The 19,819-nt window shown below is 48.9% G+C and carries 16 protein-coding genes and 4 tRNA genes; 14 read left to right on the top strand and 6 right to left on the bottom strand.

All coding sequences use genetic code 11. The features are described from left to right. Positions 1–63 precede the first annotated feature (63 nt). The 6 genes from Q0L39_RS04665 to Q0L39_RS04640 all read left to right on the top strand — a co-directional run bounded on the left by Q0L39_RS04665 (position 64) and on the right by Q0L39_RS04640 (position 7,985). The gene (locus Q0L39_RS04665; RefSeq protein ID WP_296627167.1) at positions 64–303 is read left to right on the top strand and encodes a sporulation initiation factor Spo0A C-terminal domain-containing protein; all 240 of its coding nucleotides are present in this window, start codon (positions 64–66) and stop codon (positions 301–303) included. A 1,041-nt stretch (positions 304–1,344) separates the two neighbouring features. Next, positions 1,345–2,538: an ABC transporter permease gene (locus Q0L39_RS04660; RefSeq protein ID WP_296627166.1), complete on the top strand. Its 1,194-nt coding sequence runs from the start codon at positions 1,345–1,347 to the stop codon at positions 2,536–2,538. A gap of 17 nt (positions 2,539–2,555) precedes the next feature. After that, complete coding sequence (locus Q0L39_RS04655) at positions 2,556–4,073, top strand: ABC transporter permease (protein WP_296627165.1); 1,518 nt, start codon at positions 2,556–2,558, stop codon at positions 4,071–4,073. A 15-nt stretch (positions 4,074–4,088) separates the two neighbouring features. Further along, positions 4,089–5,066, top strand: a complete 978-nt coding sequence (locus Q0L39_RS04650) for an ABC transporter ATP-binding protein (protein ID WP_296627164.1) — start codon at positions 4,089–4,091, stop codon at positions 5,064–5,066. A 3-nt stretch (positions 5,067–5,069) separates the two neighbouring features. Next, a complete protein-coding gene (locus Q0L39_RS04645) occupies positions 5,070–6,053 on the top strand; it encodes an ABC transporter ATP-binding protein (RefSeq protein WP_296627163.1) in 984 nt (327 codons plus the stop codon). An 81-nt stretch (positions 6,054–6,134) separates the two neighbouring features. After that, a complete protein-coding gene (locus Q0L39_RS04640) occupies positions 6,135–7,985 on the top strand; it encodes an ABC transporter substrate-binding protein (RefSeq protein WP_296627162.1) in 1,851 nt (616 codons plus the stop codon). 63 nt (positions 7,986–8,048) lie between these two features. On the opposite strand, the gene Q0L39_RS04635 is transcribed toward Q0L39_RS04640, so the two are convergent. The 3 genes from Q0L39_RS04635 to Q0L39_RS04625 form a co-directional block, all read right to left on the bottom strand. Further along, on the bottom strand, positions 8,049–8,918 hold the full coding sequence (locus Q0L39_RS04635; protein ID WP_296627161.1) for a radical SAM protein: 870 nt from the start codon (positions 8,916–8,918) through the stop codon (positions 8,049–8,051). A 153-nt stretch (positions 8,919–9,071) separates the two neighbouring features. After that, positions 9,072–10,340 carry a DUF1015 domain-containing protein gene (locus tag Q0L39_RS04630; RefSeq protein WP_296627160.1) on the bottom strand — a complete coding sequence of 423 codons (1,269 nt, stop codon included), beginning with the start codon at positions 10,338–10,340 and terminating at the stop codon, positions 9,072–9,074. 323 nt (positions 10,341–10,663) lie between these two features. Next, on the bottom strand, positions 10,664–12,400 hold the full coding sequence (locus tag Q0L39_RS04625) for a B12-binding domain-containing radical SAM protein (RefSeq protein ID WP_296627159.1): 1,737 nt from the start codon (positions 12,398–12,400) through the stop codon (positions 10,664–10,666). A 156-nt stretch (positions 12,401–12,556) separates the two neighbouring features. Between Q0L39_RS04625 and Q0L39_RS04620 the strand changes: the two genes are divergently transcribed. The 3 genes from Q0L39_RS04620 (at position 12,557) to Q0L39_RS04610 (ending at position 16,421) form a co-directional block, all read left to right on the top strand. After that, positions 12,557–13,456: a hypothetical protein gene (locus Q0L39_RS04620; protein WP_296627158.1), complete on the top strand. Its 900-nt coding sequence runs from the start codon at positions 12,557–12,559 to the stop codon at positions 13,454–13,456. Between the two features lie 170 nt (positions 13,457–13,626). After that, complete coding sequence (locus Q0L39_RS04615; protein WP_296627157.1) at positions 13,627–15,354, top strand: PASTA domain-containing protein; 1,728 nt, start codon at positions 13,627–13,629, stop codon at positions 15,352–15,354. A 233-nt stretch (positions 15,355–15,587) separates the two neighbouring features. After that, positions 15,588–16,421, top strand: coding sequence for a sugar phosphate isomerase/epimerase (locus Q0L39_RS04610; RefSeq protein ID WP_296627156.1), 834 nt, complete (start codon positions 15,588–15,590; stop codon positions 16,419–16,421). Positions 16,422–16,470: 49 nt separating this feature from the next. Here the strand turns inward: Q0L39_RS04610 and Q0L39_RS04605 are convergent, their stop codons facing one another. Next, the gene (locus Q0L39_RS04605; protein ID WP_296627155.1) at positions 16,471–16,623 is read right to left on the bottom strand and encodes a hypothetical protein; all 153 of its coding nucleotides are present in this window, start codon (positions 16,621–16,623) and stop codon (positions 16,471–16,473) included. A 105-nt stretch (positions 16,624–16,728) separates the two neighbouring features. After that, positions 16,729–17,502 (bottom strand): hypothetical protein, encoded by a 774-nt coding sequence (locus tag Q0L39_RS04600; protein ID WP_296627154.1) that lies wholly within the window; start codon positions 17,500–17,502, stop codon positions 16,729–16,731. 118 nt (positions 17,503–17,620) lie between these two features. Between Q0L39_RS04600 and Q0L39_RS04595 the strand changes: the two genes are divergently transcribed. The 5 genes from Q0L39_RS04595 to Q0L39_RS04575 all read left to right on the top strand — a co-directional run bounded on the left by Q0L39_RS04595 (position 17,621) and on the right by Q0L39_RS04575 (position 18,662). Then, entirely contained in the window at positions 17,621–18,211 is a 591-nt protein-coding gene (locus tag Q0L39_RS04595; protein WP_296627153.1) for a 4'-phosphopantetheinyl transferase superfamily protein, read from the top strand. 87 nt (positions 18,212–18,298) lie between these two features. Further along, a tRNA-Gly gene (locus Q0L39_RS04590) sits at positions 18,299–18,372 on the top strand. 8 nt (positions 18,373–18,380) lie between these two features. Then, positions 18,381–18,457: transfer RNA gene (locus Q0L39_RS04585), tRNA-Arg, on the top strand. Between the two features lie 4 nt (positions 18,458–18,461). Then, positions 18,462–18,538 (top strand) — tRNA-His (locus Q0L39_RS04580). A gap of 48 nt (positions 18,539–18,586) precedes the next feature. Beyond that, positions 18,587–18,662: transfer RNA gene (locus Q0L39_RS04575), tRNA-Gln, on the top strand. A gap of 404 nt (positions 18,663–19,066) precedes the next feature. On the opposite strand, the gene Q0L39_RS04570 is transcribed toward Q0L39_RS04575, so the two are convergent. Further along, positions 19,067–19,795 (bottom strand): ComF family protein, encoded by a 729-nt coding sequence (locus Q0L39_RS04570; RefSeq protein ID WP_296627152.1) that lies wholly within the window; start codon positions 19,793–19,795, stop codon positions 19,067–19,069. Positions 19,796–19,819 lie beyond the last annotated feature (24 nt).

Genomic DNA, 19,819 nt, shown 5'->3' with positions numbered 1-19,819 from the left:
AATTTATAATAATATGTTAATCAATGCTATAGAATGGTGTAACATTGATGGGGAGGGCAAAAAATGAAGAATAAGTATCAGGCAATCTATGAAAAGTTGGCAAAACAAAATGGCGTTACTCCTCAGCAGGTGCGTGAGGATATGGCACAGGCAATCCGCTTCGCCTATGAAAACCCGCAGGATGAACAAACTCGACAGTTCCAGCAACTGGTTCCCCGTAAGGGCGAAATCCCAACCCCTGAGGAAATGATGGACTTCGTCGCTCAGCAGTGTTCTGAACGACAAAATAACCCGTTTTGCTGATGCAAAAAAAGAGTGAGTATGCTTTGTACTCACTCTTTTTTTTGTGTAATTAAAACGATGTTTACAATGAAAGTTTGTGAATAAATTCGGGCAATTTCGTCCTTTAAACTGATCGAGTTTTAGAATATCGTGCGCTCTTTGGAGAAAATGGCAAATGCGCAAAACTTAGATAAGCACGCTTTTTACTGGACAAAAATAGGCGGAGAATAGCCTAGAATAAGTGGATAAAGATGCTTTTGTTACTAATATATTAGATTGTAGGAAATCAAAAATATTTATAGAAAAATTCTAAGTATATTACAAATGTTATTGATAATACAGCTTGAGAGCGACAAAAGCATCGTGAAATATCCTAGATTTTGCATGTATTTTTTTGCATAAAGTGGCCTAAAAAAACTTTTTTTGGGATATTTTTACGATAATTTTCAAGAATATTATCATATTTAATAATCTTTTAAAAATATTTAAAAAACTATTGATTTTGAACATGTTTTTTAATAAACTAAATACAAAGGATTTCTGCGTTCAGCAGTGTATTTTTCGATGGACTGTTTTGGGGGTAAACGTCTGGGTTGGCGAAAGAAAAGAGGCGGTCTTTCTAACTTGTATCTGTCAGGTACAAAAATAAGCATGTGGCAAAAAAGTGTTGCTTTGACTGCAGGCTGTCTGCAAGCAAAACAACAGGATATCAAGATCCCACAGATGAAAGACGGTTTGAATTTTTCAATAAGGCGTGTAAACAGGGGAGCAGAACGGAAGAATATTTTTTTGCTGGGACAGGGATAGCCTTTCAATTTCATCTTAGGAGGATATGAAATGAAGAAGAAAATGACGAATATTCTTGACAGAATATTCAAGAAGCCCTTGTATCGAGTATTTTTATTCCTGCTGGGACTTCCAACATTTTTAGTTTCCTTCATTGTGTACTGTGCACGGAAGAGCAGTTACGCAAAGACGGATAAAACTTCAGAAATTAGAGCCCGTATTCTGGCTGAATTGGAAAAAAGCGGAGAAAAACAGGCCTTGTACAATGAGACAAGGATGTTCCTTGAAAACAAGAGAGCTTTCTTCAAGAAAGAGTCGGGTGACTTTGAAAAGAATGTTCAGCGCGAATTTGAAAAAGAACTGAACAAATTGGTTGAAAGGCGCCTGCAGGAGGACGAGGAGTACAAAAAGAACTATCGTCCAATCACTTTGCTGGGTGTTATGAAAGACCTGCTGCAGAACAATGCTTTCCTGGTCTTTTCGATCATCACCTCGCTGCCAATGTACCTGCTGCTGCTGATCTACAGCAATCCATATGCAAAATACATCTTTGAACGTCTGGTTATGATGATCTTCGTACTGTTCGGCGTAGTATTCCTGGTATTCACCATCCTGTACATGTCTCCAATGGATCCGGCAGTCAACATTCTGGGTCAGACAGCAACACAGGAACAGATCGTGGAATTCAACCGCGTATACGGTCTGGATCAGCCATACATCGTACGTCTGTTTGAAGCTTTCAAAGGCCTTGTTACTCTGGATATGGGTCGTTCCTATGCAGGTAACGAAGTTGTTATGGAAGCAATCAGCCGTAAATTCCCTGTAACCCTTCAGGTAACCTTTGCTTCGCTGGCTGTTGCATTGATTCTGGCAATTCCATCCGGTATCATCTCGGCTGTAAAACCTTATTCGACCTTCGACTATGTCTTTATGCTGATTGCGCTGCTGGGCTTGTCCATCCCGAACTTCTGGCTCGGTCTGGTTTTGATCCTCAACTTCTCGATCAACCTCCACTGGCTGCCAGCGACCTATTCGGCAACGGACTGGACAACCTTGATCATGCCGGCGATCGTTTTGGGTACCGCTTTGTCCGCATCGGTTGCACGTATGACACGTTCTTCGATGCTGGAAGTTATCAATCAGGACTACATCACCACTGCAAAGGCAAAAGGCTTGAGCAGCAAACGTGTTATCCTCAAACATGCACTGGGCAATGCGATGATCCCAATCGTTACTGTTGTCGGTCTGCAGTTCGGCGGTATGCTGGGTGGTTCGGCAGTAACAGAGAAGGTATTCAACATCAACGGTATCGGAAGCTACATCGTAGACAAACAGTTTATTCCTGATATCCCAGTTGTACTGACAGGTGTTGTTTACGTTTCTGTTGTCATCAGCCTTGCAAACCTTGTTGTCGACATTTTGTATGCATTCCTGGATCCTCGAATCAAGTCTAAAATGAAGAACTATTAAGGAGGAACTTGTTTACCATGAATAACAACAGCAACGCAAGTTACCTGAAAAGAGAAAGGAAAAGAAAGCTGAGCCGCTTTACCGAGTATAAATCGGCCACCTTTGCAACAGGTATCACCTTTGCAATTTTCCTTGTCATCCTTTTTGGAGCATTTGACTTTGCAACACAGTCGTTCAATATGGGAACAGTATCGGCTTCGCTGATCTATCTTGTTTCCACTGTTATTCAGGCACTGCTGACCTTTAAGATTAAGTCGGACATCCTGAAAAAAGGCGAAGTTTCGTCTGCTACCCGCAAACTGGGCTTTATCATGCTTCTGTTTGTACTGACCGCAAACATCTTTATTGCAATTGCAGCCTTCAACCTGATTAAAAAGGACAAAGGTATTGAGTACAACCTTGCGATTTACTCCGTGCTGACCTCCTTTACCGTCATGATGATTTCCCTGCTCAACCTCTTTAAAGAGTACGTAGCAAACACCTTCATGCTCGGTATGGGCGTACTGGCTGGTCTGACAATCTTTTATGCAGTTGTTATGCTGCTGATCCACAAATTTGTTCATGGCAAAAATGTGGACAAACACATGAAACCGATTGGCTACCTGCTGATCGTCAGTGCAATTTCCGGTAACGTATTTGCACTGCTTCTGGGTCTTGTTATCATCACCAAGATCAAACATGCCGGCGATGAGATCTCCGTTGAGTGGATCGAAGTACTTCGCCGTCTGTTCCGCAACAACATGGCAATCATCGGTATGTTCGTTGTTACCGTTCTGCTGTCCATCTCTCTGTGCAGCTACCTGACCTTCGATTACTCGATTGCAACCGACAACAACTACAGCGCACTGCTGCTTGAGCCAAGCCTTGAGTATCCATTTGGTACTGATGACTACGGACGCTGCGTATTCACCCGTATCGTCTTTGGTGCTCGAATCTCTCTGGCTGTTGGTATTGCAACCACAGTTGTTCCGATCATCATCGGTGGTGTACTGGGCGCAATCTCCGGTTTCTACGGAGGCAAGAGCGACAACATCATCATGCGTCTGCTCGACGTTCTGTACGCTGTACCAGGCATCCTGCTTGCTATCGCAATCGTTGCTGCATTTGGTACCAGCACCTTCAACCTGATTATGGCGCTGTCCATCGGTTCGATTCCAACCTATGCGCGTACCGTCCGAGCCAGTGTTCTGGGTCTTGCAAACAGCGAATTCGTTGAAGCTGCAAAAGCCTGCGGTGCAAAAGACCACATCATTATTTTCAAACACATTATCCCGAACTCTCTGGCACCTATCATCGTTCGTGCTACTCTGAGCATCGGTGGTGCGGTACTTTCTACCAGCTCTCTGAGCTACCTGGGTCTTGGTGTTGAACCACACGTTCCAGAATGGGGCAACATCCTCAAGGCAGGAAGTACATATCTTGAGACCAACCCATACCTCGCAATCTACCCAGGTCTTGCAATCATCCTGCTGGTACTTGCTTTCAACTACATGGGCGACGGTTTGAGAGACGCACTGGATCCAAAACTGAAATAACATAGGAGTGGAAAGATGGAAAGCATTTTAAAAGTAAATAATCTGCATGTTCACTATGTTACTGACGATGAAGTTGTAAAAGCGGTCAACGGCATCAGCTTTGAGCTGATGAAAGGTGAGAGTATCGGTCTGGTTGGAGAAACCGGTGCTGGAAAAACCACCACTGCACTTTCGATTATGCAGCTGATCCCAGATCCGCCTGGCATCATCACCGAGGGTGAGATCATCTTCGAAGGAAAGAACATGATCTTCAACACCGAAAAAGAAAATCAGAAGATCCGCGGAAACGGTATCTCGATGATTTTCCAGGACCCAATGACCGCGCTGAACCCGATTATGACCATCGGCGATCAGCTGACCGAGGTTGTTCTGCAGCACAAAAAATGCAGCAAATCCGAGGCAGAAAAACAGGTTAAAGAGCTGCTGGAAACCGTCGGTGTAAAATCTGACCGTTTCAACGACTATCCGCATCAGTTCTCCGGCGGTATGAAACAGCGTGTTGTTATCACCATGGCACTGCTGTGTAATCCAGATCTGCTGATTGCTGACGAGCCGACCACCGCACTGGACGTAACCATCCAGGCACAGGTACTGGAAATCATCATGCAGCTGCAGAAGAAGTTCAACATGTCCCTGATCCTGATCACCCATGACCTGGGTGTCGTTGCAGAAACCTGCGACCGTGTAGCCATCGTTTACGCTGGTGAGATCGTCGAGATCGGTACCGTTGAACAGGTATATCTGAACACCAAACATCCATATACCAAAGGTCTGTTCGATTCGATTCCAAAGATTGATGAGGACACCGAAAAACTGATCCCAATCGAGGGTCAGATGCCGAACATGGCAAAACTGCCAAGCGGATGCTACTTCCACCCAAGATGTAAGTACTGCCAGGAGATCTGCAAGAAGGAGGCACCTCCGGTTCGCGGAGAAAATGGTCATACTTACAGATGCCATTTTGATTTATTCCATGAGGGGAAGGAGAAATAATCGATGAACGATGCAAAAACACTTTTGGAGGTCCGCAATCTTAAAAAATACTTTGCGGTTCCGAACGGCTACCTCCATGCGGTAGACGATGTTTCCTTCACCATCAAGGAAGGCGAAACATTGGGTATCGTTGGTGAGTCCGGTTGTGGCAAGTCCACTCTGGGTCGTGTTATTCTCCGTCTGCATGAGCCTACCGATGGAAAAATCATCTACAACAACATGGACATCACCGAGTTTGACAAGGAAGAAATGAGAAAAATGCGTCAGCATATGCAGATCGTTTTCCAGGATCCATATGCTTCGCTGAACCCTCGTTTTACCATTGCACAGATTATTGAGGAGCCTCTGAAGCTTCACAATATCTATAAAACAGAAGCGGAACGCCGTAAACGCGTTGAAGAGCTGATGGATCTGGTAGGTCTGGCAAAGAGAATGTACAACATGTACCCACATGAGTTCGACGGCGGACGTCGTCAGCGTGTTGTAATTGCTCGTGCGCTGTCCATCAATCCAAAGTTTGTTGTCTGTGACGAGCCAGTATCTGCACTGGACGTTTCGGTTCAGGCACAGATCCTCAACCTGATGATGGATCTTCAGGAAAAACTGGGTCTGACCTACATCTTCATCTCCCACGACCTGTCGGTTATCAAGCATATTTCTGATAACATCGGCGTTATGTATCTGGGTCAGATGATCGAAAAGGCACCAAAACAGGACATCTTCAAAAATCCGCTGCACCCATACACCGTAGCTCTGCTGTCGGCAATTCCTTCCACCAATGTTCGTGAGAAGAAAAAGAAGATCATCCTCAAGGGAGAAATTTCTTCTCCAATCAATCCAAAAGAAGGATGCCGCTTCAGCCCACGCTGCCCATTCGCATGTGATATCTGTCACCAGAAGACTCCAGTTCTCCAGGAAGTTCAGCCAAATCATTTCGTAGCATGTCACCGCTATCAGGAAATGATGGAGAACAAACTGCACTTCTAGTCCTGCCCTTTGGACGGTGCGGGATCGGCTTTCCGCACCGTCTCAAATATAATTTAGGGAAATCATCAAGGAGGAAATGAAATGAAGAAAAGAATTTTAGCAGCTCTCCTCTGCGCTGCAATGATGTTGACAGCTACCGGCTGTAACGTCAAGACCAAGGATGATGTTACAGGAGGAAGCACTTCTTCCAGCGAAACCACTTCTGAGAGCACCACAGCTAGTGGAGACAAAGTAACCATCAAACTGCTGACCACAAGCGCGAATGAGACCGACGCTAACGTTATCCGTGACCAGCTGACCAAAGCAGGCTTCAACGTTGAGCTCAACATGCAGCCAGACTACAGCTCCTCTCAGGCGCAGGAAGCTGCTGGTAACTTCGATATCGAAATTTCCGGCTGGACTACCGTTACTGGTAACCCTGACTACGCTGTAAAGAGCTTGTTCAAGACCGGCGGTGACTACAACAAATCTCCAGTTGCAGACTCAGAGATCGACGCTCTGATCGAACAGGCTGGTACTGAGACTCCAGAAGAGTACGTAAGTACCTATGCTGAGTTCGAAAAGAAACTGGTTGAAGAGAACGCATACATCGTTCCACTGTACACCAGCTACAAAGCTCAGGCTGTTAACACCACCGTTCTGGTTCCAGAATCTGTACACATCTCCAAATCCCGTTCTATGAAGTGGGAAGATATCGAGTTTGTTGATTCTTCCAAGAACGAAACAGACCCACTCCTGCTGACCCAGACTCTGAGCACTCTGACCTCCCTCGACCCAATCAAAGGTAACGACGGTTCGATCAACATGCTCAACACCAACATGTACGTTCGTCTGGTTAACCTGACCGATGACGACCAGATCACCTCTGAAGATTCCCTGTCTTACAACCATGCAATCGCTGAAGGCAACCAGGAATACTACTTCATCCTGCGTGACGACGTCAACTTTGCAAAAGTTGAGAACAAACAGGCTGTTGACTCCGGCGAAATGGTAGGCGCTGAGGACGTTGTATTCTCCCTCGAGAGAGCAAAAGATTCTAACTCCGTTCCAGAACACAGAACCTACACTCTGCATGAGTCCATGGACACCATCGAAATCGTAACCGACCTGGCAGCTCTGGATGCACAGAAAGTTTCCGGTTCCGACACCACCGTTCGTGCAGCTCTGGAAGAAGGCCTTGCAACTCCAATCTCTGAACTGGTTGCAGACAAGACCGCTGTTGACAACGCAGCAGGTAAATACCAGGTTGTTAAAGTTACCACCAAAGAGCCATTCCCACAGGTTCTGAACTATCTGGCACACCAGTCCGCTGGTGTCGTTAGCAAAAACCAGGTTGAGAGCATCAACACTTGGGATGTTGCTACCTACGACAGAAACACCGATATCGGTTACGGCGATCAGTCTGTAGTTACCGAAGGTTCCACCTACGACAACCACCTGATGGCTTCTGGTCCATACATCCTGCTGTACAAGAACGACTACGAAGTTGTATTCCAGGCTAACCCAGCTTACATGCCAGGTACCGACAGTGCTCCAAGAATCAAGAACATCACTGTTAAATTCATCGCTGACAACGACGCAGCTCTGTCTGCTCTGAGAAGCGGCGAGGTTCACTGCCTGTACTCTGTACCAGAAACCAAATACGACACCGTTGAATCTGATCCAAACCTCCAGCTGACCAAGATCGAGGCAAACAGCGTTTCCTACATGATCTTCAACCTCAGAGAAGGTTCTCAGATGAACAACGTTACCCTGAGAAAAGCTGTTCTGGCTGCTATCAACCAGGAAGACCTGATTGCAGTACACGCTGGCCAGAAACTGCCTGCATACTCCACTCTGAGTCCACTGGTAGATACTGGCAACAAGCTGGTATACGAAGAGGGCAAAGCTCAGGAACTGCTGGCACAGTACCAGGCAGAAATTGCTGGTTAATCTCTTTTCACAAACAAAAAGAACCGACCTCCTTGTGAGGCCGGTTCTTTTTTTATATCTGTGCTAAGCGACAATAGCAAAGGTTTCCTGCTGGCCTTCACATTCCAGAAGCTTCTGGTCGATTTTGGCGAGCATCTTTTCTTTGTCCTGCGGCAGTGTTCCTTTGACGCGCAGTTCCAGAAAGTCGTGGAATCCATCGTAAACAAGCCCTGGGACCTCCAGCAGCTCGATCAGGCGGCGATCCTCCTGCAGGTTTTCCACTTCACTGGCGGGTACAAACCGTCCGGCTTCTACCTCGCGGTAGAGTGGTGCGCGCTTGTGCAGGAACAACGAAAAATTGATGACCCGTTCTGGATGGGTGCGGTTAAAGAATTCCGCCGTCTTTTCCGCATTTTCAATGCCGCGTCCCTTGCCGGCAATGCCAGTCATCATGTGCGCATTGAAGACCATCCCTGCCTGCTGCATCCGCTGGATTTCGCGGTAAGCCTGTTCGAGGTTGTGGTCCTTTTTCATGAAGAGAAGGACATCGTCCAGGCCACTTTCGATGCCAAGATACAGGCGGCGAACACCTGCTTCATACAGCTGGCGCAGTTCAGCGTCGGATTTCTGGTGGATATTGGTGACGGTAGCATCCATATTGACCATTTGACAGTCTGGAAAATAGTTGTGTACCATCTCCAGAATATGCAGCAGATGATCAGTTTTCAGCCCAAAGGCGTTTCCGTCGCCCAGAAAAATAGTTTTGGGATTGCCGCCGGCCTGCTTGACCCGCTGAAGCTCGGCTTCCACCTGTTCGATTGGCAGCTGGCGATAGTTCAGATGCTTAAACAATGTACAAAATGTGCAGCGGTTGTAGGAACAGCCTACGGCAACCGGCAACATATAGGACGATTTTTCCATCGGTGGACGGCAGATCTGACCTTCATATTCCATACAGATCCCTCCTTGGGGCAGTGCAAAATGTTGTGTATCCTTTAACAATATTTTATCACGATTTATTTTTTCTCACAAGCATCCACTGAGATTGAAACGATAGATAATCTCGATAAAAAAATGGAATCTGGATAGTCCAGATTCCATTTTGAATTATGGTTTAATTTTTCTGCATTCAAGGTAGAAGCGCTTGTCACTGGCCTGACCCATCGAGAAGGTTTTACGCGGAAGAGTGCCGTCGATGAGTACCGTTTCAAACAATGACTGTTTCGGGATGGAAGGGAAGAGGATGCCGATATTATCCACCTGTGCAGCCAGCTGACGGACGATATTTTCTCCGTGAACATAGTCGACCTTGCCGGAGAACTCCTGAATATAGTGGTCGATGAAGTTCTGTACTGTACCGGTAACGACATTGGACGAAGGATCTGCAATCCAGATGCGCTTGGTTTCATCGCCGATGATGCAGTCGAAATATTGCTGTCCCTCCTGTGGTGTAAAGGAGACATGGTGATGTCTGCCCAGCTGGTGCAGGAAGTTGACCGTGTCAACACCGAAGAGCACACGGTTGATCGGTTCAAAATCAAACGAATCGTCGTGCAGGTTGACAATCTCTGCCAGTGTATAACGTGCCGGATGGTTTTTCAGCTTCTGTTCGGACAGCGTTCTTTTCAGTGCATCATAGTGCAGCTTGGCGGTAGCGAGTGAATTGTTGCCATCGCCGACGGCATACAAAAAGATGCCCTTGTCGGTGATGCCGTACTTCTTCTCCATCTGCTCCATCGTTGCCAGAGCAGTGAGCGCCTGGTCGATGCGTTCGCTCTGCTGTGGAGTGACCAGATAACCGCTGATACTGCCACTGTCCTTCATCAGATCAAAGGAATAGAGCGGCTGCATCTGGTCGAGTTCCTCCTCCAGAAAGGAGAAAACGGTGTTTTCACGGTCGTCCACCAGCAGCATGGTGTGGGAAACCTCCAGCGGAGCCAGATCCCGAACGGTCAGTCGGGGCTCGATGCGGTTCTGCATGACACCCTCGGTGGCACGTACGGTGGTTTTGGAGCCAGGATGAAACTCATACTGCTCCAGGTCAATGACACCGATCAGACCATGGCGGATTTTGCCGTTGTGCAGGACACGGCGGGTATAAATATAATCATGAACCTCGGAAAAGACATGGCGGCGCAGATAGGTGCGCATGGCACGATTGACAGCGGCGATGTGCTGTTCAAGGTCCTCGCTGTTCAGATTGATTTCAGGGACGATCATGTTCAATGTAGATGGCTTGGTTTTGACAAAGTCTGCCACCTCATGCCAATACTGCGGCTGGGAAGTGTACTGGTCACAGGCAATGACGCTCCAGGCAGTCATGTTTTCTACATTGGGAACCAAGATGTCACCCTTGGAAAAACCAGTGTTGTTCACGTCTGCGATCCTCCTAATATCATCCAAATGAAAAAGAATTTTTGGTGAAAATAGTTGTTTATATCACTATCATATCACAACTTTCAATAAAATTCCAGCTAAATGATAGATTTTTTCAATGGATTTAATAAGAAAACATAATTTTTTTCGTTTTTCCTTACGATTGCCAATAAATTGCTCAATTTTATGCCCTGGAATATACGAAAATATAGAGCATATCGTATAAATTGTATAGCAATTATAATAATTTCACAACAATAATACCATAAATTCAGGAAAAAGACAAAGGTTTTATGATGATCATTCGGAGGAGCCGCAAAAGTTTAAAAGAACAGTTTGGTAACGTCGGTAACAGTGGCAGCACCCAGCAGGTCACGCTGGTGGTAATCGAACAGCAGTGCAGTCGGTTTTCGCTCCAAAGTGCGCGGGTCAAAGGAGAAGATTTGCAGATGGGATTGACGCGCCAGCTGCTTGGAATCTGCATCCGAAGCTGGGAAGAAGCGGGCAGCGGTTTGCTCGTCGCGGTAAAAATCGCGGATGGCATCGCGGAAGGGAAGATTCTGCTCGACGCTGACCCAGTCAGGCAGCTTTTTCGGTTTGCTGTGCAGACACAGATCGTACAGGCACAGGTCATGCAGCAGCGGCAGCTGATCTGCTCGCTCGGGATGCCGCGCGAAATAGTAGTCGCGCAGAGTGGTGCAGCGATCCTCCAGATTCTGTGGAATCAGCCGCAGACCATGTTGGACGCGGTAGTCGCCGAAATCCAGGAAGAAGGAGAAGCAGGACGCCTCCTGATCGAGCATCCAGCTGATCTGATTGGAGAACAATCCGCTGTTATAGTAGTCTTCCACCACCGACTCCATGTCCTTGAGACGCATGAGCTCCGCGTAGGAAATCCAGTTGGTGCGGATGACCTGAAAAGGTGCTTTGCGGCTGTACACCAGTCCGTAACTGTCGGCAGCCTGTGCCATGTAGGAGCCTTTGAGCACCTTGAGAAAGCCCATCTGCATCTGCTGAGGACGAATCTGCATCACCGTGTCAAAGCTGCGTCCGAAGCTCTGGAAATCCTCGAACGGCAATCCGGCGATGAGGTCGAGGTGTAGATGGATGTTCTTTGGTTTGTCCAAGGTGCGGCAGATGTCCAGCAGCCGCTCGGTGTCGGTGGTGCGGCGGATCTCCCGAATGGTGTCGGGATTGGTGGACTGAACGCCGATCTCGAACTGGAACAGTCCGCGCCGTACCGTGGAGAGAAAGTCGATCATCTCCTGGTCGATCAGATGGGCGGTCAGCTCAAAGTGGAAATTGGTGACGCCGTTGTCATGTTCTGCCAGATACTTCCAGATGGCCATGGTGTGCTCCTTGGAGCAGTTGAAGGTGCGGTCCACAAACTTGACCTGGTGGACTTTGGCATCCAGAAAGCGCTGTAAGCGCTCGAATACCAGTGGCAGCGGCAGATAGCGCACCTTGCCGGCTACCGAGGAAAGACAATAGCTGCACCGGAACGGGCAGCCGCGGATCGATTCAAAGTAGAGAATCTTGCCGGAAACAGCATCGAGGTCGGGATAGGGAAAGGGCAGCTGTACCATCTCCAGCGGCGGAGCGGATGGGTTGCGGACGATATTGCCGTCTTGATCTCTCCACACCAGCGAATGAACCTCGTGCAGGTCTCGCTTGCCGTGCAGCGCCTGCATGTATTCCAGGAACGGCTCTTCGCCTTCGCCACAAAATACACCGTCGAGCGCCGGATTCTGCTGTAAAATTTGTTCGCTGTTGTAGCTGACCTCCGGACCGCCGGCGAGAATGGTCACTTCGGGACAGATGCGCCGGTATTCGTCGGCAAGGTCGAGCATCATCTCGATGTTCCAGATGTAGCAGGACAGCAGCAGCACGTCGGGCTGCTGGCGAAAGAGCTCGTCCAGGATGTCCGGCAGGTGTTGGTTGATGGTGTATTCGGCGATCTCGCTCTGATAGCCGCGCTCGGCGGCAAATTCGTGCAGGTAACGGACAGCAAGGTTGGTATGGATATATTTGGAATTGAGTGCGGTCAACAGGACCTTCATGGTTTTGCAATGCTCCTTTATTATAAAAATCATTACCTTGATGATACCACAGCCGAACAGGAATGAAAATATCCAAATTTGATTAAAGCAGGAAAGGCAGGGAAAGAATAAAGCAGGATACAGCACAATCGAACGTAAAGTCAAGGAGGTTTTGGTATGCAGCGCAGAGCAAAAATTGGCATGTACAGCGACCGTGTCATCCTGTCAGTGGAGGAAACGACGGAGGGAGCGGCTCCCTACTGTCTGTACCGTCGGGAGAAGGAAGGGGATTTTTGGGACGAGTTTCATCACACCGATCCACAAAAGCTGGCGGAGGCGGTGCGTCCGATGAGCGAGCTGGCACACCGGCTGGGATGCGGCGAGGTGGTGTGCCTGGGATATGGCGTCCTGCGCTATGAGCAGGAGACGTTTCGTCAGGTATTGGAGGAGGCAATCGGAGAAAAGGTGATCGCCGTCTCCGGTGCAGAGCAGGCGAGAGCCGCCTGTGCGGCGATGAACGAGCTGTGTCAGGGACAGGAAGTTTGCACGATGGGAGTACACAGTGCAGATTTGAGCACTCAGCTGTTTGGCAATCTCGACGGCCAGCTCTGGCAGGAAAGTTTTCCACTGGGATGGCGCAATTTTGCGTCGTCCACCGATGGCAGACTGATTCCTGACCGGCTGGAAGAGGAGCAGATGCGCCGAAAGATTCTGGCGTTGCTCCGTCAGACTTCCTGCCCGAACCATCATCAGAGTGTTCAGCTGATGGCTTCGGGATTTGATGCAGTTTCCCGCTTTTTGCAGCTGCTTTCCGGCAGCAGCGGACGCACCGGTGAGCGGCTCTGCTTGGACAGGGAGGTGTTTGGGCAGCTGTTCTGGCTGCTGCGTGACCCGTCGCTTCGTTGGCTGGGTGCGCTGGAACAGGCAGCAGGACAGTTTCCACAGAAGGTATTTGTACAGCTGCTGATCCTGGAAACGCTGATGTCGTTTTTGAATGTGCGGCAGGTGCAGTTCTGCCAGCTGTGTCTGGAGGATTATCTGTGCAGAGAGGAGAAAATCTGCCTGGGTGGATTCTAAAACAGTGAAAAGAATCGGACAAAAAACAGCGGGGAGAATATGTATAATTTTTAAAATAATCACCTAAAAACGGGCTTTTTGAAGCGGATTTTTCGGTTGTGACTTGACAAGTGGCAGCAATACTGGTATATTTATACTACATTGATAGGAGTCGGAGGTGAGAACAGGAGATGGAAGAAAAGAAAACAGCAGTCCCACAGGTGACACAACAAACCTGTTCTCATGAGCGGCGACCGTTGGTGCCGAACAGCTGTATCGGGGAATATCGCATCGTGCGTGCCATCTCCCAGAACGGAGAGGGCATCACTTATCTTGCGCAGGACTCGATCATCGGCGACACGGTACAGGTACAGGAATTCTTTCCGGCCCACATGGCCAGACGCGGACAGGATGGCAACACCCTGGAGCCGCTGGCAGGCTGTGCGACCAATTTTAAATATTTTCGTGCATCGTTTATGGATTTGTATCAAACACTGCAGGCGGAGAAGGACAACGCCTGCCTGATTCCGATGATTCAGATTCTGGAACAGAATGCCACCGTCTATGTGGTCAGCGAATATCGGGAGATGGGCACGCTGGAGGAATATCTGCAGATGCAGGGCGGAAAGGAAAGCTGGTGCAAGGCAAAGCACTATCTGCTGCCGGTTTACAATGCGCTTTCCAATCTGCACAAAAAGGGAATTACCCACCAGGGGCTAAGCCCGCAGAACATCCTGCTCGATGAGGAAGGAACGCCCTTCCTGCGAGGATTTTGCCTGTCGGAGATTCGCACAGCGCAGGGAGATTTGGAATCCGAGCTGTTTGCGGGATATTCTGCACCGGAACAGTATCAGGAGGACGCCTGGCAGGGGGTCTGGACCGATATTTATTCGATGGCGGCAGTAACCTATCGGGTTCTGACCGGCGTGGTCCCGCCTGAAGCGCCGGAGCGCAAAAAGAAAGACACCTTGCGTTTTGCGGCACAGTTGGATCAGAACATCCCTGATACCATCTCGGAAGCGCTGGATGTGGCGATGCAGTTGGACACCAGCAAACGCTACGACAGCATAGACACCCTGATGAGGAAGTTGTTGGAGATGCCTTCGTCCAATACGGCGATATTCTCTATGGAGGATGAAACCGAGCGGACAGCGGTGTTTCCTGCACAGGGAGAATTTATAAAAGAAAAGACAGAGCCGCAGGAGGATGAACGCACTTCCCGTGCAAAGACGGGCAGCGTATATATCGTTGTAACCATGATGGCGACACTGCTGGTGCTGGTTTTGGGAGCGCCGCAGCTGTACCGCCTGTTTATTGGCGGCTGGACGTCCTCTTTGGGAGAAACGTCGGATGTGCTGGGAAATCAGACCGGTCAGCCGATCGAGCTGCAGCCAGTGACAACGGAGGAAGAACCGCACAAGGTGGAAAATTTTGTCGGACGCAAAGCGACCGATGTTACCTCGAATGCAAGATACCAGCAGTGGTATTACTTTGAGACGGTGGAAAAATACAGCGATGATTTTTCCGAGGGGATGATTGTCGATCAGTCGATCAGCTCCGGTACCGAGATCAAGAAAAAAACAACGGTGACGCTGTATGTCAGCAAAGGTTCGGAGACGCAGGAGCTGCCAAATCTGTCGGGACAAACGATGGAAAACGCCATCGCAACGCTGGAAGGCATGGGTAAACGCTGGAAGGTAGTGGAAGGAGATAACAGTACGGTGGAACCAGGAGAGGTTTTCCGTACGGAACCGCCGGCGGGCACCGAGCTGAACAAAAACAGCAGCGATCTGATTCTGCTGTATGTGGCCAAAGATAACGGCAGCCAGCAGTCAGAGGATGACGAGCAGCAGGATACACAGACAGACGATACACAGAGCGATACATCACAGAAAAAATATCTTCGCAAAGAAAGTTAACGAAGAGAATATAGGAATGTTCTGGAGGGCAGAAACGGATGAAGCTGTGCAAAATAATGCACAACAGTCCGGAGCGTCCTCCCGTTTTTTTGCATAAACAAACAGAAAGAACGGTGTTTTGCAAGAAAGGGTCGAAGAATGATTGAAATTGCAGGATAGATATGATAAAATAACACAAGCGTGAAATAGTCAGTGATTTGAGCGAAAAAATTTGAAGGGAATGATCTTGGAAGATGAAGTTAGGTTTTTCGACATTAGGCTGTCCTCAATGGAACTGGGCAGAGATTCTTGGGACTGCAAAGGATATGGGGATTGATGGTATCGAGATCCGCGGCGTCGAAAATGAGATCGACCCGATGAAGATAACCATCTTTGATGAGGAGCATATTGAAGCAACCCGTGCACAGCTGGAGCAGTCCGGCATCGAAATTGCGATGATCGCGTCTTCGGTCGTCTTGGGAGATGAACCAGGCAGCCCAAACGGCGAAGCACAGATGGCGCAGGCAAAAAATCAGATTGACTTTGCTGCAAAAAATCATATTCCTTTTGTCCGCGTACTGCTGGCATTGAATTCCAAACCGGCAAAGGTTCATCTGGATGCGGCAAAACAGCGCTATGAAGAGCTGTGCAGCTATGCAAAAAACAAGGATGTTCGTGTGCTGATTGAAACCTACGATGTTTTGTCCGACTCGGAAAAGATGCGCTGGTTTATTGGCGATGCAGACGAGCAGACCCGCGGTGTTCTGTGGGACATTCAGCATCCATACCGCAACTGCGGAGAAAAACCAAAGCGTACAGTGGAACTGCTGGGTGACAGCATCTACTATGTCCATGTGAAGGACTCGGTGATCGACGACAACGGAGAAACCGAATATCGTATGATGGGCCTGGGCGATCTGCCAATCTTTGATGCAGTTCGCGCGTTGTACCGCCGCGGATACGACGGCTATCTGACACTGGAGTGGCTCAAGCGCTGGAGACCGGAGCTGAAGGATGCAGACGTCATCTTTTATCATTTCCAGACCTATATGGAAACTCTGCTGGAAGAAGTGGAGCATGCAAAATAGAAAAAAATCCGCAGGAACAATTCCTGCGGATTTTTCTTTTCATAGGGTGTTATAGGGACAGTGCGCTGTCAAGGAAGTGGCTGTCCGTTTCTATCAGGACAGTTTCCACTGTATGCGAGGAAAGAGCCTGCAGTCGCTCTGCTTCCGGAATCAGGGCAGACAGCAGGGAGACCAGGATCAGCAGCATGAGAACAGATTTCATAAAAATACCCTCCCAAAACAAATTGGACAATGCCCTTCTGGTGCAGGGCGGCTTGTCTGTATTGTATCATGAGAGGGAAGAAAAGTTTGTCGCAAAACAAAGAGCTTAGCTCTGATATTCGACGGCGTTTTCGGTGACCGGCTGAATCGAGTTGATCAGCTTCATAATGTCCTCGGAGTTGCTGGAACGGTCGGTGTAGCAGTTGACACTGATGACGCCCTGCTGTGCTTTTTGATAATGCACAAAGTAAAATCCGGCGGGACTGCCTTCGGTGGCTCCGGCTGAATAGGTGAAGGTAAAGGAAAACAAGCCGTCATCCTGCTCCTCCACTTCGGTTTTCAGGTCCGAAACGGTAGGATCTGCCTTGATGGAGTCCTCCAGCACCTTGACGGAGTCTTCCAGCTGAACCATGCTCTGATCGGAGGAGTCGTAGAAAATGAAGATGCGGCAGGCAGGATTGTCGGGAATGGTAGCGGTCATATTGTAGGCCAGCGGGTCGTAGTAGACGACAAAAGGCTGCTGGACGGTCACCTCAAAGCCGCTGTCGAAGATTTTGTAGCAGCCCTGGGTCGCGTTGCTTTCCAGATCGTCTGGATTAAACGCAGCGTCGCCCGATTCTTCCTCCTCCTGATTTTCGTCGGATGTCTCCTCATCACTCTCTTCCTCTTCGGTGTCCTCTGTAGTGTCTGGAGATTCTTCCTCCGGTTCAGACGGAGAAGTGGTATCTTCCGTCGAGGTGTCCTGTTCCTCGTCGGAGGTTTGTACCTCAGGGGCAGGGTCCTGGTTGTCCGATGGATTATCTGAGGCGGGACGGGAGCATCCGCCGAGTGCAACAATACCGGCAAGCAGTGCGGCAAGGAAAATTTTTGTCAGTTTCATTGTGATTCCACCTTTCCAAATTATCCACAATGTACGATAATGTTATTGTAACACAGGCGGCGTTGAGAAGTAAATGGTGGAGGAAAGAATTTTACAAAGGGAAAAAGGAGGATGCGGCGTGCAGAAAGTCATTATTCTGGTGCGAAAGTGTGAGGACAACGACGGACACAGAGTGAGCCTTCTTGCCAGAGAGCTGGCTTGGGAAGCATTGGAGGAGCTGACGGGTACTGCTAAAGAGTTGCTGAAGGCGCAGGGAATATGTCTGGAAAAGGAGCAGAGCGGTCGTCCTGTGTGGAAGGGAATCGAGGCAGAAGTTTCGATCAGCCATACCGGACCGTTTGCGGCGGCGGCGGTTTCCTTTTTGCGCATTGGAATAGATCTGGAACCGCTGGGAAGGGAACATCTGCGGGTTGCCAAAAGGATGTTTTCGACAAAAGAGCAGCTGTGGATGGAGCAGCAGAGGACAGCAGGCGTACAGGATGCTTTTGCACAGCTTTGGACCTTGCGGGAAAGCTATGCCAAATGGACAGGATTGGGTCTTGCAAAGATGCCGCCGGTGGAATTTCTGCCGAGTGAGGGAACGGTTGTGTGCAGCGACACTGCCTGTCAGGCGGGAAGTATCCGGCTGCCAAAGTGGGAGCTGATGCTGTCGTATGTGGCGGATGCAGGCCAGAAAATAGAGGTGCAGATTGGTAAAGCAAAAAAATAAAAAATTGGAAAAAAGTGCTTGACAAAATCGAATTGGTTGTGTATAATAATCTACGTTGTCGAGTGCGGCAACGATAAAGGACAATGCGCGGGTGTAGTTCAATGGTAGAATCCCAGCCTTCCAAGCTGGTCGCGTGGGTTCGATTCCCATCACCCGCTCCATAAAAAATGCGCCAATAGCTCAGTTGGATAGAGCAACTGCCTTCTAAGCAGTAGGTCGGGAGTTCGAGCCTCTCTTGGCGCGCCATATGGTGGGTATGGCCTAGTTGGTTAGGGCGCCAGATTGTGGCTCTGGAGGTCGTGAGTTCAACTCTCACTACCCACCCCATGAAAAAAGGCTTTTATGAAACGATAAAAGCCTTTTTTCTATATCTATTGGGCTGTCGCCAAGCGGTAAGGCACAGGACTTTGACTCCTGCATCCCGTGGGTTCGAATCCCGCCAGCCCAGCCAAACAAAGAGCTTCCACTTTTGTGGAGGCTCTTTGTTTGTTAAAATCAAAGGGATTCGAACCGGAAAAAGGAAGATAAAAAAGTATGGAGAATGGACATTTGTCCATTCTCAGGGCCGCACCATAAAAGGCAGGAGTTTGCAAAAGGGATGAGTGCGGCCAAGCCAGCCCAGCCAGATAAACACCTAACAAACGCTTTAATAATGCGGTTTGTTGGGTGTTTTCTTTTTGCCTGTTTTTAAGTCTGACCTTGTTTCTGACCTTGGTTTTCAGAGCCGTTCAGCAGTCTGCTCCATCTTTTGCAAACGACTGCCTTGTACGTGTTCCTGTTTCCTCCTGTTGTACAAAAGCCAAAAAAATTCCCCGACGGTTCTGTCGAGGAGAACCGTCGGGGAAAAGGTTTCTGTTAGGCCTTGCTTGTGTGAGCAATCTTTTTTGTGGAGATAGAGGCGATGTCCTTCGAGAAGGCGTATTCATCCTCAAAGGAAGGATGTGCAAATGAGATGCCGCCGACCCACGCCGCACCGGCTTGACGCAGAGCATGGGCAGCTTCGTTCATCGTTGCACCGGTGGTGATGACATCGTCCACCACAAGAATGCGCTTTTCCTTTACCTCGTCGGGCAGAGCGACGCGGCAGCTGCCGCGAAGATTGTGTTTTCTCTGTTCGGCGCTGAGCGTATGCTGTGCAGAGGTTTGGACTGTCTTTTCCAGAAGCGGCAGACAGGGAAGCTGACACAGTCTGGCAAGCTCCGTTGCCATCCGTTCGGCCTGATTATATCCGCGCTCACGCTGCTTTTTGGGATGCATCGGCGTAGCACAGATGCAGTCGATACGGCAATCGGCAAGTTCCTGTTCGAAGGTGCGGAAGATCAGCTTTGCCAGAACAGCACCGAGCTTTGGCTGATTGTAAAATTTTAAGAGGTGGATGGCGCGTGCAGCCTCCGGTGTGTAGGTGGTAAAGGAGAAGGCTGCGTCCAGCAGTGGGACAAAGACATCGGGAGGAGGCGGGAAGGAAGCGAGGCAATCCGGACAGCAATGCTGCTGCGGTGCAATGATCTCTCCGCAGAAGGGACAGCGGTTGGGCCAGAAAAAGTCGAGGAACAATTCCGAAAGGGTTGGCTGTCGTTGGCTCATGGCGATTCTCCTTTGATACAGAAA

This window comes from uncultured Negativibacillus sp. (assembly GCF_944388365.1).
Taxonomy (GTDB): Bacteria; Bacillota; Clostridia; order Oscillospirales; family Ruminococcaceae; genus Negativibacillus.
The sequence above is the reverse complement of the archived record's forward strand: the minus strand, read 5'-3'. Positions and strand labels throughout refer to the sequence as shown.